Raw genomic sequence first — 14,148 nt, 5'->3', positions numbered from 1 at the left:
GCTAACGCCTTTCAGAAACAGACTTTAGCCCAATGTGATTGCACTGGAGTTCCTGCAATATTGGCACTGTCAGGAGATGTATGTTCAATCAGAACTTAAGGCGGACAGGATGTACGACATTAATCAACTTGAGTACAAAAGCGCAGGCTTATGTCCCACTTATGTGGCCCACCGTATCCTTAACCTCGATGAATACCTCGCCGTCTTTCAGGCTCTTGCCAACAAACACCCCGAAGCCAGAATTCTCTGCACTCTGGACGATCAAAACCAGGCTGGCTACACCAGTGGTCACTGTATCGACGCCAATGATCTTGATGAAGTTTTACAGTCTGATTTGACGCAAATTGACAGACTCAGGTGGCAGGAGGAAGGAGTTACGCTGGAGCAGTGGCTGGACCCTGACTATCCGGTTTACGACAAACTGAACTACCAGTTTTACTATCAGGCCTCTCACTTCCCTTTTCGACTTCGAAACATTGAAAGCAGGGTGGATATGGAGGCAGGATTCAGCCGTTTTACTGAACGCAGTGGCGGCTTTTGGATGGATGAAACCCTGTATACCCTGAGCGAACTGAGGAACAATTATCGGGAGGACGACAACTCTCCGGCACTGGATAGCCGTAACCCGCCAGAGTTTTCCGTGGTACCGGTAGCACACGCCTATCAAACAATCGCCTGTTCGCCCCAAAACTACTGGGCTGATGCACTCAAACCATACGATATCTACTACATAGCCCGATATCTTGAAGACAACTTCGATATTCAGTTGGTCGCCATTGGCGCATCATTTATGGGCTTTTGGATACCCCAACCTCTCACTCAGGCTCAAAACTCTGCCATCGCTGCCACGATTATGAAGGTGTACCACAAGGGGATCGCAGAAGGTTACGAGGCCAATCTGGCAGAACAGATCAGCCAACGTCTTAATGGCGAGCAGGTATTCTTTTTAATTCACACCTGAGCCTGCAGTAAAAGCATAAAGCCCGTCAGAACACTCAGGTCAGCTGCTTAAGCTTGTGCTCCACCAGAGGATCATCCGGCACCAGTTGCTGGGCCACCTCCAACAGTTGAATCGCATCCTGCGGGAATTCATCCTGATGCTTCAGGGCAATCTCAATCAAGGGCTGTACATCAATCTGAGCCTGATGCTCCTGCACATGCGCCTCTTTCTCATCAATCAGAATATTGTGAGCCTTACTCAACAAGCCCAAGCGGTGCATTGAATTGGCATTGGCCTTGTTGAGGCTTTGGTAATAATCCTCTTTAAAGCGCAGGGTTTTCGTTTGCTGGCGGAACTGGGCGATATCAATCTGCTGATGCTGCAAAAAGTCCACAGCCACTTGCTTGTAAAAGCCAAACTTATTCAGGTAACTGGCGTGAGTACCATGGCCCATACCAAACACTCTCAGGTGGGTCAGCTGCGGATAACGCTTAGCGTGCATGCGATCAATGTGATTGGTAGGGTCATAGATGATATAGCCCTTCGCATCCCCCAAATCCAGATCATGATAGTCACCCTGCCAATCAAACTGCTGGGCCAGATCCGTACTGGATCTATCATCCCAGGGCACCAGATCTTTGTTCTTGGTACTCACCGGGTGGAATAACAACACCTGATCCAGCTTAAGCAGTTTAGCAAAAGCACCAATAGCAAAACCGCCCCGGCTCAGGCCATAACCCAGCTTGCACTCGAATGGCTCCAGCAGCGTGGATAATTGTTCGAGGAAGAAGATTAAATTGCGACTGCGGAACCAATTGCTTTTCCCCAGGTGCTGAAAGGCAATAATGTTCACTTTCTGCTTTTGGGCCAAATGATAGCCCCAAGGGGCAAAATCCGGGTGTAAATCCTGCTCCTGGACATTGGTTCCGGCCGGGGAAAAGGTGAACAGCAAAGGTTTATTCAAATCAACAAACTCATACTTAACAAAGACATCGTCAAGAAGATCGTCTCCCGACATAGGGAGCATTTGCTGTTGCTCTGAACGCGAGTGAGTTAACCACTCGTCTAACCAATACAATAACTTCATCTTACCCACCTTTGAAAACAACCGCGGAATTGTATCAAAGATAGCCGTTTGACGAAAATTTGGTTCGAATAGTGATAATTTCAACTGGAACCATTTTAATACACAGAGGCTTCACCGGTTTCAGCTCATCACAGAAAAGAGTCATCAACAACTTAATACCCAGGCAGGCGATTAGGCCTGAGCGTACTCAGACCTTCAATTGGCCAATTAGAGTTCTTGAGGGGATTAATTACGACAAAGGCCACAGGTATCCCAGTCGAAAAAGCAGGGCCATGAACAACCATCACAGTTGCATATATCACATGAATTGCTCTCCAAGACTCCTCCAACGACTGACTCCAGCAGAGCTTCTTCAATCAGCTCAAATTTATCTTTGCTTTCCATTTTCTACTCCTGACAATCTTGATAGATAACAGATAGGGAAACGTGCCCCGTCGATCACTATTCAGCACCAGGAGATCACACTTAAACAGGGCTTAGTCGGGAGGGATTAAGGAAGTAGCGGGGAAATTCAAAAGGCAGAATCTAACTACAATCACTTGTTACAAAAACATTTTTCACTCAATTAACCCAACATCCGATTTAACTCGTTCAATGAGGGCTTCCCCTCTATTCCCCACCTTTGTGCTATTGAGGCACAGCAGCTTGTTTCGTTAGTGTTTATACCAATTCTCTGTCCGACCTTTGCATTGAGGTATTTGTATTGCTTAAGCCATTGTTGCTCGTGTTGTTATCAGCAATCAGCCACATAAGTATTGCCATTGATTTCGACAAGGAAATTTATTTAGAGGAGTATCAGACCAGCAGGATATCTCTGGCAGATGGCAGTCATTGGCAGTACCAAACCCACTATCAACTTCCAATCAACCTTGATTCAGTGGAGCAATACGCCCGGAACCACGGGCTGGAAATCACCATCCAGGAGCGCACTTTCTCCAACAGCGGAGGCGGGGGTGGCTGTGGACACTCTCCAGTATGCGTTATCCTGCTGCCTGTCTATCTGCTGGATATGTTGTCTGCAGATGAAGTGACCCTGGATCAGGTCAGCTTTTTTCGTGATGGTCAGTGGGTGATGGATCTTCTGTACGACAAGAGTGGTGGACACCTGGCAAGGATTAAGTCAGATACCCTTTCCATCGCGTCCAGTAAGTTGTTGACCAAAACCGTCATAGACTCTACAGATAAGGCTCCATTGGCGCTTTCCGGTGAATTGATAACCTTGCTGCCTCAGCTCCACTCGCAGGCGGAGTTAAGTCAATTCAATACTGAAATATCAAAGTTCAGATCTCAGCTTGTCCATTCTCAACAGAAGCAGGCCCAGCAAAAACAGGCAATTGCCCTACTGAAGACAACAAAACTCACTGTGCCGCAATTTATGCCCCTGGCTGAACACTGGTGCAGCCTGAACGATAGCTTGATGAACTATGACCTCAGCAGTTCACCACAACAATTGCTCGAATACACGGCCGCTATTAGCCGAGGGGACCAGGCCACCAAAATTCTTGATTGTGTTATCCAACATCCGGCTATCGACAACTGGGGAGAGCTGGATAGGCTGATTAATCTGCAGGAGCGCGCATTAACTGAGTGGGAAAGCTATCAAGCTTATGAATGGCATAACCAGGTCAGGGACTTCTTTACGGATTATTTCCCCCATAAAAGCACAGCAGCACTGACGCAAGCGCATCCCTTGTTGAGTATTTATCAGCGCTGGTATCAAAGCGCTGAGATCTCATCCTCTGACTACATCAAGCTCGCTACCGAATACCAGGAAATCTCTGCCCCCCTGAGGAAGGAATTGACGATTTCTACTCCCAATGTGCTCAACGCCAGACTGACATTAGCCAGCCAGGGAAAGTATCCCCCCCTGCCGACTCTTAAGCAGATCCACCGCGCAGCTCCCACAATAAACAGCGAGCAGGCCAGGGCATTGGCAGAGCTTTATTGGCAAAATAACTACGACATAGAGAGATTCGCCATTCTTCCAAGGCAGGATAAGGACTTCGAAAAACAAGCCTATATTCTCTCGCTGCTGGTGCCGCTACCTGATGATGTGCGCCGGACATTACCCATGCCACAAGGGGATACCGACGCCCATATGGCGTGGCGAATCGCAATATTAAATCAGGAGGTAGAAGGTCTGGCTGAGCTGCTCGCCCTCAGACCAGCCTTGGATGATCGCAGCCCTGAGGCGCCTGAGACTGTATCCACCCGGGTTGATGAACAGGGTAATCCCACGTACGCGGAATTGATTTGGCATGCATTGTCATTTAACCCAGAGCGATATCAACAGATACGGCATCAGAGAGAGCAATTAATGGAACAGCAAAAAGAGAAGAGCTGGCAAGACAAAGGACGGGCATTATGGGAGCAACTTTGACGAGGCGATGGATGTAACTTTGTTCATCATCTGCCTTCTTTGAACATAATCACATTTAAGCTTCTCAGCTTGCCGGACAATTCAGGCAATCTTCCAATACCCGTCAGCATAGAACTCATGAAACTGGATAAGGTCACCACCAAGAAGCGTCGCTTGCGTAAAAAGCTCTTTCTGGGGGAATTCCAGCAGCTGGGCATGCGTGTTCACTGCCAACTCAACTGCCGGGATTTGGACTCAGTAGAACAGCTGCTGAATGACCTGATTGATATGATGCATGAGCACAAACTGCTTATCTGTGTCGACGCAGGTACAAATGAACTGAATGCTTTAATCTGGCCCGGCACCCGTTACAGCTCAATCAGTGATAGCGATAAACGACTGGTGCTCAACTGGCTTGAACAACGCCCAGAGGTCAATGAGCTCAATGACCTTGGAACTCTGGACGTTCATCACGACCACTTTTAGCTTCAAAACAATCAGATTCGCCGATTTTGGCGTCACATAAAAATATACTGCCGATAGAGTGAATCCAGCTTCAAGCGTAAGTCTGCCATCCTCTCTGACTGCCCCTCTGCGGCCTGCTGCAACAACTCATGTTCTGTTGCAGTAATCTGACTGCACAAATGAGCCAGCGTCGAGCACAGGTTTTCACTCTGTATATCGGGATGGCCCTGAGCGGCCCCGGCCTCCATCGCCCTGCTGGAACTGACCGGCTTCAGCTTATGCTGCTCGTTATATGCCATCTGCTTTTGCCGGCGGCCAAGCGACTCATCCATGGCTACTTTCATCGCAGGAGTCACCTTGTCGGCGTACAACACAGCTTTGCCGTTGGCGTTGCGGGCGGCCCGCCCAATAATCTGAATCAACGCCTCTGACGAACGCAAAAATCCGGCATGATCAGCCTCCAACACGGCCACCAAAGATGCCTCAGGGATATCCAATCCCTCACGCAGCAGGTTAATGCCAATCAGCACCTCCAGCTCGCCACGCCTCAGCTGGCCAATGATCTCGACTCTGTCGTCAGTTTTCACATCACTGTGAATGTACTGACAGCGAATACCCTCATCAGTCAGGTGCTGATATAACTCTTCTGCACTCCGCCTGCTTAACGTAGTAATCAGTACCCTCTCGTTACGCGCCGTTCTTTCTCTGATCTGGCGCAACAGGTCTGATTGAGTCTCCGCCAGAGGTACTATCTCTATTTCAGGGTCCAACAGACCTGTTGGTCTGATGATCTGCTCGACCGCAACGCCACCGGAACGTTTAAGTTCATACTCCCCCGGAGTGGCAGACACAAATATCGTTTGCGGTTTAATTTTCTCAAACTCAGAAAAGCTCAGAGGTCGGTTATATTTGGCACTGGGCAGCCTGAAGCCATAATCGATAAGTGTTTCCTTGCGGCTCTGATCTCCCTTGAACATGGCATGTATCTGGGGAACCATCACGTGAGACTCATCAATAAACAGAAGCCCTCCCTTGGGGAGATAATCCATCAGGGTGGTCGGGGGTAGAGCGGGATCACGACCGGTGAGATAGGAGCCGTAATTTTCGATGCCGCTGCAATACCCCTGCTGCCGCAGCATTTCCAAATCCCGGGTAGTTCGTTCGTACAGTCTGGCCGCTTCCGCAATCAGATTTTGCGAGCTCAACCTGGCTGTCTGCTGTTCCAGCTCCACTTCAATCTCCCGGCAGGCACGTTCAATCTGGTCCGGAGAGGTGGAATAAAGGGTTTTGGGAGACACACGATAATGGGTCAACTCCCCCTGCAATTGCCCTGTGGCGCTGTCTACCTGCTGCAGTTGAGTAATAGTTTGTTGGTTATCCAATATCACAGTTATCGCCAGCACTTCAGAGTCAGCCGGGAATATCTCCACCCTGTGAGGCTGAATGCGATAGCTGCCACGGCTCAGTGCGTCACCGGCAGGCTCGTAATGTAACTGTCCAAGTCGCGTTTCAATCTCTCCAAGGCTGACCACATCACCAACTGTAAGATGCAGCTGCAAAGCCCGGTAAGCGTCGGGAGAGCCCAGTCCATAAACAGAGGAAACTGACGCTACCACAATCACATCCTGGCGCTCTATCAGCGACTTGGTTGTCGATAAACGCAGACGCTCCAATTGCGCATTAATGGCTGAGTCTTTGCGGATAAAACGGTCGCTGCCGGGGATATAAACTTCTGGCTGATAGTAGTCGTAGTAGGAGACAAAATACTCAACGGCATTCTCAGGGAAAAAGCGCCGCATCTCCTGGTAAAGCTGAGCCGCGAGGGTTTTATTATGGGCCAGAATCAAGGTGGGACGATTCAGCCGATGAATAATATTGGCCATGGTAAAAGTTTTACCTGAGCCTGTGACACCTTTGAGTGTCTGATGGGTTTTCCCCTGGTGAATCCCGTCAATTAGCCTGGCGATCGCATCAGGCTGATCCCCTGCTGGTGGGTGTTTGGCATGTAAAAGAAATGACCCTTCTGCCATGGAATACTCCCGTTGTCAGTTGACATCTGAGCATTCAAGTAACTGCGCCTGCGGCGACAAAGTCAATAGCAGAAGAGTCCTGACACCAATCGGCGTAGGAGATTGGTATTAGAGATTTGGCTTGTACTCAAAACCAGCCTGGGCTTCGCTGTCGGTAAAGCTCTTCAGCTTCTGCTTATGGGCAAACATATTGTTGACCATTGAGCCGGGGAACATCTCAATGGCATTGTTAAAGTCCTCTACATTGGCATTAAAGATACGGATAGCGGCGCCAACCTGCTCCTGTTGCTCGCTAATCTCAGCCATCACCCGCAAGTAAGTGTCAGAAGCTTTGAGTTCTGGGTAAGCCTCTACTGTTACCTGTAATCCCTGCAACAGCTGTTTGGTTTGACGTTCAGTGGCCGCCAGTTTATCGGTATCCACACCTTCACTCATCTGGGCGATGGCGCTGCGCAGCTCGGTCACCCGGGACAGGACTTCCGATTCATGCAACTTATACTGCTCAACCAACTGCTCAACCATGGGAATAATTTTGTTCTTCTGGCGCTCCTGAGTCAGTACCGATGCCCAGGCTCTGTCGACAGCATTGTGTTTGCCAATAATGCCGTTATAGAGCCCGATACAGGTCCCCACCAATACGACCAATATGCCAATCCCGATAATCATCTCCATCTAGCTCTCCTTCTCTCCTGCTGAGTGTCCCTCAAAATTGTTATCACTCAGGCGCATCATTTCGTGCACTGTATCCAACAACAGATCCAGTTCCTTCAGCTCAGTATGCCTGGCGATCTCTTTGGCAAAAATTTCTGGCCTGTCCAGGCCGAATTTACGTCTTACAGGTAACAGCTCTTTATTCACCGCCACGCACAAACTGCCATCAATTGCGATTTCAACCACGGGCCCAAGAAAGTGCTGCCCCAACATGGCCAGCCTCTCTTCCAACACCGGAGTCAACAGCCTTGCCGCCGCTAAAGGGTCCAATGCATAAACCTTAAACACCCGGTTAAACACGTTGGATGCGCCAGTGTAGGCTTCGCCGGCGGGCTTGATATCACAGTCACCTGAAAGGCAGATGCCCCTGGCAAAAGGAAACTGAAGCAAGATACCGTGTCGATTGTTTTCAATCGTTACCGTTTGGGTTGTCCGGCGGCCACCAGAACCCAATCGGCTTTCCTTTCGTTTCACCACATAATGGAAGGTATACAGCTGATAATCAAAGCTGTACTCGCTCCCTTCATAGTGGCCGTTATACAGGGCCTTGATCTCCTGCTGTTCGTTACCCCGCCGGAACTCGCAAAAGCGCTCACTCAGCTCCCCGGCCATACCTTTACCGTACACAGCTTCGGGCTGAAGGTTATTGTTTAACAGCGCATCTTTCAGATAGATTTTGTCAGATAAGCCCGCACGCCAACGCCTGCGTTTTATCAGCCAAAACAGCATAAGCCCGGCGGGTAACAGATTAAGAAGAAATACACCGACTACGGGGTCTTCAGTCCCCAACAAACTTGCCAGGGAGCCCACCAAAGTATCCCAGAAGAAATAAAACCAGTTGGGGTTCAGGGGAATCACAAAGCCAACAGCAGCCCATATCAGCATTCGTCCCCACATGACTGCGGGAAAAGGTAAGGCAATATCCCTGTCTTCCAACAGATGACCGACTGTGACCAACACCGCCGCCGGATACCAAAGATCCTGGCGAAAAACATAGAAGTAAATCGACTTATCCAGCCAGGACCACAGTTCTGAGCCCCACACAAGTATCACCAGTGCCGACAACACCATAGAGAGTGACAGTCCGAACAACACCCTGTACCAGGTATCCCTATAGTCCAGAGGCCCTCTGTGATCAGCCACATCATTAATCACTCTGATGAGATCATCCTGATCCCGAGCCCGCTCAATCGCCTCGCGAATGCGCGCAATGTTTCTGCGCACCTGAGCATTGTATGAATTGGCCGCCTTATTGTTCAGCTCTCTTCCCTCCAACTGCTCACATCATCCAGTCCAACATGAAACAAAAATCTTACAGATGAAACGGTTAAAATGACAATAAGATAAATCGGTATAAATGGCTGATTTTTAATCCCCTCCATTCCTGCTAGCCTCATTGCTAACCTCAGTCGAACAAGATAATCAGGCCAGCACCTTCACTCAGGGCCTTTGCCTGCATATAACAGAAGATGAAAGTAGAACTCAGAGTACCGGTATTCACCGAGGATCATGGTGAGCTGTCGATATACTCCCTGAATGCCAGGGTTAATCAAAAACTCCGTCAGGAGGAGCCTGTTTTTGTCATAGAATCCGATGACGGGCTTATGGAAATGCGCTCTCCCTGTCATGGTGTCGTCACCCAATACTTTGTCGAAGAAGACGAAATTGTGGAGCCTGGCGAGTTAGTCGCCACCATGTTAATGACCGGGCAACTGGACAACTCGGAGGAAAGAGAACTCAAGGTCCCTCCCATATCTGAACTCGGTGATATCACCATTGCAGCCCTGCACGTGAAAGCCGGCGAGCCCTTTCGCAAAGACGCCCCTTTGGTTGATCTTGAAACTGATAAAGCAGTGCTCGAGATCAACGCCCCCTCTGATGGAGTGATAACTGAATTCCAGGTTCACCAAGGTGATTTTGTAGAGTCTGATCAGGTTATCGCGCGAATAAAAACCACAGGAGAGCAGAGCGAGAGTATCGCGAAGCAGCAACCCATTCGTTCCTCATCCAGCCAATCCCACAAGCCACAGACGAGTTACCAAACAAGAAAACCTGCTGCTGTTATGGGAATAGACAAGTCACTGCTCAAAATCGTCGGCGCACTCGCGCTGGCAGCAGTCATTGGCTATCTCATATTTGCTAACTAACAAGAGCACCTCAATGGCCACTCTATCAGGACTGTTTATTTTTCTAATCCCTCTGCTGGCGCTGGCTTTTATCTCTTCTCGAGAGTACGGATTGTCGATGGGAGATAGCTTCGATAAATGGCGAGCAGCCAAGGTGATTGCCATCGGCATCGCCATCTTGTATTGGCTGATCATCCTGTTTGTCTGGAGCGAAGCCGACCGGAGCAGCTTGTTTAATGAGTGGGATTTGGAAGGACTCCTATCTTACTATTTCTTTCCGGGTCTGAACCTGGGGCTGGTGATTTTCGCTCACGCCGCGGGTGAAATGTACGCTGCCAGAGTATCTGTCTCCAGCAGCGAAATTTGCGAAGATGCCGCCTTTGTTCTTGGCTATCTGGGGCTGATATTTTGCTTCAGTTTTGTCTTTTACTAGTTGACGAAATTATTGTCGCAAAGACGCATCATTTCATGCACTGTATCCAGCATTACTTTCAGGTCCTCCAGTTCAGTGTGACCTGAGATTTCCTGCAGAAATGCATCCGGGTTGTCCAGCCCATTAACCCGCTCCGTCACCAGTAGCTTGTCTTTCGACGCCACGCACATATCACCATATCGATTAATCTCAATCACAGGTGAACTGAACTTCTCGCCAAATTTAACCAGCGCCTCCTCCAGCAAGGGCGAAAGCATTCTGGCAGCGTCCATGGTGTCTTCGGTAGAAACCTTGTAGATCCGATTAAAATCATTGGAGGTACCGCTGAAGGTCTTGTCCCGTAAGAATATTCTTCCATCCCCTTGAAACGAAACACCTTTGGCAAAGGGAAACTGCAAATATATGCCGTAGCGGTAGTAGTCATATTTTACCGTGCGGGTGCGGGTCTTACCGTCTGAGTCGGTATAGGTTTCCGTTTTCTTTTCAACATAGTGGAATTTATACAGGTGGTAATCAAAGCTGTGCTGTTCGCCTTCATATCGCCCCTGATACAGTGCAAGCACTTCCCGCAAGTGGTTACCCCGATTAAATTCCCTGAACAAACCGTATAACTCATCTGCCTTTTCCTTTCTGGAGAAAGGGACCGCTTTAAGCTGATTGTTAAACAGGGCATCCAGCAGGAAGATTTTATCTGACAACGGCTTGCGCCAGTTTGCCCGGGATCTGAGCCAGGGAAACATCAGGATGACAAAAATCAGATTGGAGAGCATGAGTCCTGTCACCGGGCTGCTGAACCCCATGGTATAGGACAGCTCCTGTGGCCAATTGGGCATGAAAGCAAACAGCGCGCCTGCGACAACCCAACACCCGAGTCTGACCCTGGCTGATTGAGATACAGGCAGCCCGTATCCTTTATCCTCAAGCCATTGCCCCAGAGTGGCCAGAGCCAACACTGGATAGAGGTATACATAGGCCGCAATAACCACACTGCCAAGAGGCGATTGCCAAACCTTATCCACGCTGTCATCGGCAAACATCGCCATAATAGACAGGACAACCATCACCAGGCCAGAACCGAAAAACACACGGTAGAGTGTGTCCTTATAATCCAGTGGGCCGGCGTGGTTACTCACTTTTTCGATCACTGTCTCCAAATCCTGCTGAGTTTCAGCGCTGGACACTTGATCGCGGATCGCTTCAATGTTCTGCTCAACCTTCGCATTGTGCGAGACAACTTTGAACTGCGGCTTCATTCTTCCTCCCGTCAGTAAATCTATCCGTCCTCTTTACTGCTATCAGGAGCCGCTGAAGCAGCCTTCATAGTCACAGTAATTCAACTGCTTATGTTTCTGGATAAGATACTCAAGCTCAGCCTTGGCAGTGTCGATTTTGGCGACATATCTGGGCTCTGAACGCTTCAAATCATTGTAGCGGCTTTTCTGGTCCTGAATTTCAATCTGGATGCTGCGTCGCTGCTGCTCGGTCAAATCCGGGCTGTTTAGCCTTTCTGTCCTGTTCCTTATCTGGAAAGAAGCATCCTCAATTGAGGTTCTGTGGTCTTCCAAGGCTTTTATCGCCTTATCGATTTTCTTTTTTGCAGCGAAATACTCAGACCCAGGCTTATACCCCTTCATAAAATCAGAATCGTCCAGGTTCCACTCGCTGCAAACCGCCCTGTAGTAACCGCCACTTTTGCCAAAAGCATAACCCGAAGTCGCAGTACAAAACTCTTGAGTTCCTTTGTAATGCCCCGTGGTGTAGTCACTCTTGAGGGGAATAACGCCACCTATCTCTTTACACTCTTTGGCGTACTCGTCGTACTGGGTAAGGGAAAATCCTCTCTTGGCTTCATCGTATCCACGAGCCTGCCAATCCGTGTTTGCACAGTCCTCTACAGATAGGGAGGAACAGGCTGCCAACAGCGACAGCACAGCTATCAGGGTAATAAATCTCATGCTTTTCCTTGATCTTATTATTGATTAACAACGTTTATCCCACGTCTTCACTCACGCCAACTACTGAGTTGGCTGAATGGCCCGACAGGAGTCAGTTGCTAACCCTATAGAAAGCGCAGATTGGCGACCATTACCCATTCTTCCATTTTGGCTTCTAACAGGCTGATTTTGTGTTGATAACTCTTTTAACCTAACAGTAAGTGATTAACGGACATTTTACCGTTTTGAAAAAGCTCTCAAGCAGGAAGAGGAAATGACATCAATGGTTGCACTTTGGCTACCCAAACGATGACGATAAAGAGACTTTAGCCTTTTTAACCAAGAGTCTGGGTCAAAAAGGCACAAGCATTTAGAAAGTATCAACTCACACGGGTAACTTTTAGAGTGACACTTCCTCGATTGTTGTAATAGGTACGCCATGCATCATTAGGATAAGCGTAAAGATAACCAGCTTTCGTCACTGTCAGAGGCTTGTGCTTTGGATATTTAGTAGCATCAAAATACTGATGAGGGCATGGGCTTCCATCGTGACCTACCACAACATCTTCCTTTTTCTCAATATCATTGGTAATGACACCAACCATCCTGAACCAAGGTATCTGCTCATGACGACGGGTAAAGCGGATATCCGCAACGTTACTCTTGGTAATTCTCTTGATAGCTTTCTCCCCCTTGCCGACTATCGTCATAACTGTGCGAATGAAGTCACCAAAGGTTCTCTCACCACCTTCTGTACCATACCAAGAGCAAGAATCCTTACTATCCTGCCACTCTCCTTCAGCCTCAAACCAATAAGTACCCACTTCTAAATAGATCCCGGTATTATTCCAACGAGAACTTGCGAAAACCTCAGCATCCGCATGGTTACCTAATCCCAGTTTGCGTTCAGCATGGTATGGATAATAACTCATCGGAGAAAACTTCTGGCGTTCGAATACACTCTCATCAATCTCCTCCCACTCAGGCAATACTGTACTTGGGTGAATAAATGGAATATTCCGAGGACGAGAGCGAAGCTTTGAAAACACCCCTTTATATGAATTGTGCATTACTCCATTTGGATCCGATGGGATGTGGTTTCTCCAACCATGCCTAAAGCCCAGGTTACCTATGTCAATGTCACTGGCTTCGTCCATCATCCAAGCCAATGCCCTGTTAGATAGCTCACACTCAGCATATCCCCCTCCAACATCAGCATGCACTCCAGGAAACCACCTCTCCCTTACATTACCTTCATGTCTATTCAGGTTATTCCAACGACTTACGGTGAAACTACTGCGTATTTCGTCGAGAGCCATCGCGTGGCGAGCAACTAACACATTGTCACCCAAGCCATAATCATGAAAACGCCATTTCTTAGAGGAGTCCCATAGCCAATTTACATACTTCAAGTTATCCGGTACACCCAGCGCACCAACTGTATCCCATACTCCGAGGAACGCCACCTCACAAGGAGAACCTTGAGCATGCATTGGAATAGCACTATCTTGAATCCAATGCTTATTTCCTTTGCGATATACTTCCTCATAGAATGTATCAACGTTTTTCCAACCATCCTTATAACCAACATTGTCCAAATTCACCAAACCACTATTAAGCATGCCTGCAACACAACGAACGGTGAAAGCTCCACGGCTGAATCCAAACAAGAAAATTCTATCGCCTGATTGAAAATTAGCTGCCAACCAGTGATATGCACTGCATGCATGTCGTTTTAGATTAACTCCTAATACTCCATCTAATATCTTGTCTTTTATACCAGTTCCTTCACCACCTAAGCCTGGATGGTAGTACTTTAACTGCTCTATACCATTATGTTCTGATGATATTGCGTTGTAGAGCTTTACAACGTTAGTTGGCGCAGGAATTCCATTCTCCTCCTGCTGTGGGTTATTCCAAGTACCATCACAACATACAATCAAATTTCGCATGATGTTCTCCATTTAACTAACACTAAAGAGTGTGATGAGTCATAGGCACCAAGGAAAGTAAATACGACAGGTACCATTCGTAAGCATCCAAGTTAACATTAGTAACCCTAA

Annotated in this window: 12 protein-coding genes; 5 read left to right on the top strand and 7 right to left on the bottom strand. The window is 48.3% G+C overall.

The window, feature by feature from the left end:
* Window positions 1–109: 109 nt before the first annotated feature.
* Window positions 110–961 (top strand): DUF4253 domain-containing protein, encoded by an 852-nt coding sequence (locus tag ACFOE0_RS01220; RefSeq protein WP_248936594.1) that lies wholly within the window; start codon window positions 110–112, stop codon window positions 959–961.
* Window positions 962–995: 34 nt separating this feature from the next.
* On the opposite strand, the gene ACFOE0_RS01215 is transcribed toward ACFOE0_RS01220, so the two are convergent.
* Window positions 996–2,027: a cytosolic protein gene (locus tag ACFOE0_RS01215; protein ID WP_248936593.1), complete on the bottom strand. Its 1,032-nt coding sequence runs from the start codon at window positions 2,025–2,027 to the stop codon at window positions 996–998.
* 703 nt (window positions 2,028–2,730) lie between these two features.
* Between ACFOE0_RS01215 and ACFOE0_RS01210 the strand changes: the two genes are divergently transcribed.
* Window positions 2,731–4,407 carry a hypothetical protein gene (locus ACFOE0_RS01210; RefSeq protein ID WP_248936592.1) on the top strand — a complete coding sequence of 559 codons (1,677 nt, stop codon included), beginning with the start codon at window positions 2,731–2,733 and terminating at the stop codon, window positions 4,405–4,407.
* A gap of 117 nt (window positions 4,408–4,524) precedes the next feature.
* Window positions 4,525–4,872: a 50S ribosome-binding protein YggL gene (locus ACFOE0_RS01205; RefSeq protein WP_248936591.1), complete on the top strand. Its 348-nt coding sequence runs from the start codon at window positions 4,525–4,527 to the stop codon at window positions 4,870–4,872.
* 32 nt (window positions 4,873–4,904) lie between these two features.
* Here the strand turns inward: ACFOE0_RS01205 and uvrB are convergent, their stop codons facing one another.
* From uvrB to ACFOE0_RS01190, 3 genes are all read right to left on the bottom strand, one after another.
* A complete protein-coding gene (uvrB, locus tag ACFOE0_RS01200) occupies window positions 4,905–6,881 on the bottom strand; it encodes an excinuclease ABC subunit UvrB (RefSeq protein ID WP_248936590.1) in 1,977 nt (658 codons plus the stop codon).
* Window positions 6,882–6,989: 108 nt separating this feature from the next.
* Window positions 6,990–7,553 carry a LemA family protein gene (locus tag ACFOE0_RS01195; protein ID WP_115137602.1) on the bottom strand — a complete coding sequence of 188 codons (564 nt, stop codon included), beginning with the start codon at window positions 7,551–7,553 and terminating at the stop codon, window positions 6,990–6,992.
* Window positions 7,554–8,867, bottom strand: coding sequence for a DUF3137 domain-containing protein (locus tag ACFOE0_RS01190; RefSeq protein ID WP_248936589.1), 1,314 nt, complete (start codon window positions 8,865–8,867; stop codon window positions 7,554–7,556).
* 194 nt (window positions 8,868–9,061) lie between these two features.
* On the opposite strand from ACFOE0_RS01190, the gene ACFOE0_RS01185 reads away from it, so the two are divergent.
* Window positions 9,062–9,739 (top strand): biotin/lipoyl-containing protein, encoded by a 678-nt coding sequence (locus tag ACFOE0_RS01185; RefSeq protein ID WP_248936588.1) that lies wholly within the window; start codon window positions 9,062–9,064, stop codon window positions 9,737–9,739.
* Between the two features lie 13 nt (window positions 9,740–9,752).
* Entirely contained in the window at window positions 9,753–10,151 is a 399-nt protein-coding gene (locus ACFOE0_RS01180) for a hypothetical protein (protein WP_248936587.1), read from the top strand.
* Here ACFOE0_RS01180 and ACFOE0_RS01175 read toward each other — a convergent pair.
* The 3 genes from ACFOE0_RS01175 to ACFOE0_RS01165 form a co-directional block, all read right to left on the bottom strand.
* On the bottom strand, window positions 10,148–11,404 hold the full coding sequence (locus tag ACFOE0_RS01175; protein ID WP_248936586.1) for a DUF3137 domain-containing protein: 1,257 nt from the start codon (window positions 11,402–11,404) through the stop codon (window positions 10,148–10,150). The two genes, ACFOE0_RS01180 and ACFOE0_RS01175, sit on opposite strands and share 4 nt — an antisense overlap.
* Window positions 11,405–11,446: 42 nt before the next feature.
* Entirely contained in the window at window positions 11,447–12,106 is a 660-nt protein-coding gene (locus tag ACFOE0_RS01170; RefSeq protein WP_248936585.1) for a DUF2799 domain-containing protein, read from the bottom strand.
* Window positions 12,107–12,465: 359 nt separating this feature from the next.
* Complete coding sequence (locus ACFOE0_RS01165; RefSeq protein ID WP_248936584.1) at window positions 12,466–14,037, bottom strand: DUF2235 domain-containing protein; 1,572 nt, start codon at window positions 14,035–14,037, stop codon at window positions 12,466–12,468.
* Window positions 14,038–14,148 lie beyond the last annotated feature (111 nt).

Origin of the sequence: Shewanella submarina (genome assembly GCF_042646185.1) — a bacterium.
In the GTDB taxonomy this organism is placed as follows: Bacteria; Pseudomonadota; Gammaproteobacteria; order Enterobacterales; family Shewanellaceae; genus Shewanella; species Shewanella corallii.
The sequence above is the reverse complement of the archived record's forward strand: the minus strand, read 5'-3'. Positions and strand labels throughout refer to the sequence as shown.

Bases quoted from the DNA above. Each gene is read 5' to 3' on its own strand.
- ACFOE0_RS01220 (WP_248936594.1), top strand. From the start codon at position 110: ATGTACGACATTAATCAACTTGAGTACAAAAGCGCAGGCTTATGTCCC.
- ACFOE0_RS01215 (WP_248936593.1), bottom strand. From the start codon at position 2,027: ATGAAGTTATTGTATTGGTTAGACGAGTGGTTAACTCACTCGCGTTCA.
- ACFOE0_RS01205 (WP_248936591.1), top strand. From the start codon at position 4,525: ATGAAACTGGATAAGGTCACCACCAAGAAGCGTCGCTTGCGTAAAAAG.
- uvrB (WP_248936590.1), bottom strand. From the start codon at position 6,881: ATGGCAGAAGGGTCATTTCTTTTACATGCCAAACACCCACCAGCAGGG.
- ACFOE0_RS01195 (WP_115137602.1), bottom strand. From the start codon at position 7,553: ATGGAGATGATTATCGGGATTGGCATATTGGTCGTATTGGTGGGGACC.
- ACFOE0_RS01185 (WP_248936588.1), top strand. From the start codon at position 9,062: ATGAAAGTAGAACTCAGAGTACCGGTATTCACCGAGGATCATGGTGAG.
- ACFOE0_RS01180 (WP_248936587.1), top strand. From the start codon at position 9,753: ATGGCCACTCTATCAGGACTGTTTATTTTTCTAATCCCTCTGCTGGCG.
- ACFOE0_RS01175 (WP_248936586.1), bottom strand. From the start codon at position 11,404: ATGAAGCCGCAGTTCAAAGTTGTCTCGCACAATGCGAAGGTTGAGCAG.
- ACFOE0_RS01170 (WP_248936585.1), bottom strand. From the start codon at position 12,106: ATGAGATTTATTACCCTGATAGCTGTGCTGTCGCTGTTGGCAGCCTGT.
- ACFOE0_RS01165 (WP_248936584.1), bottom strand. From the start codon at position 14,037: ATGCGAAATTTGATTGTATGTTGTGATGGTACTTGGAATAACCCACAG.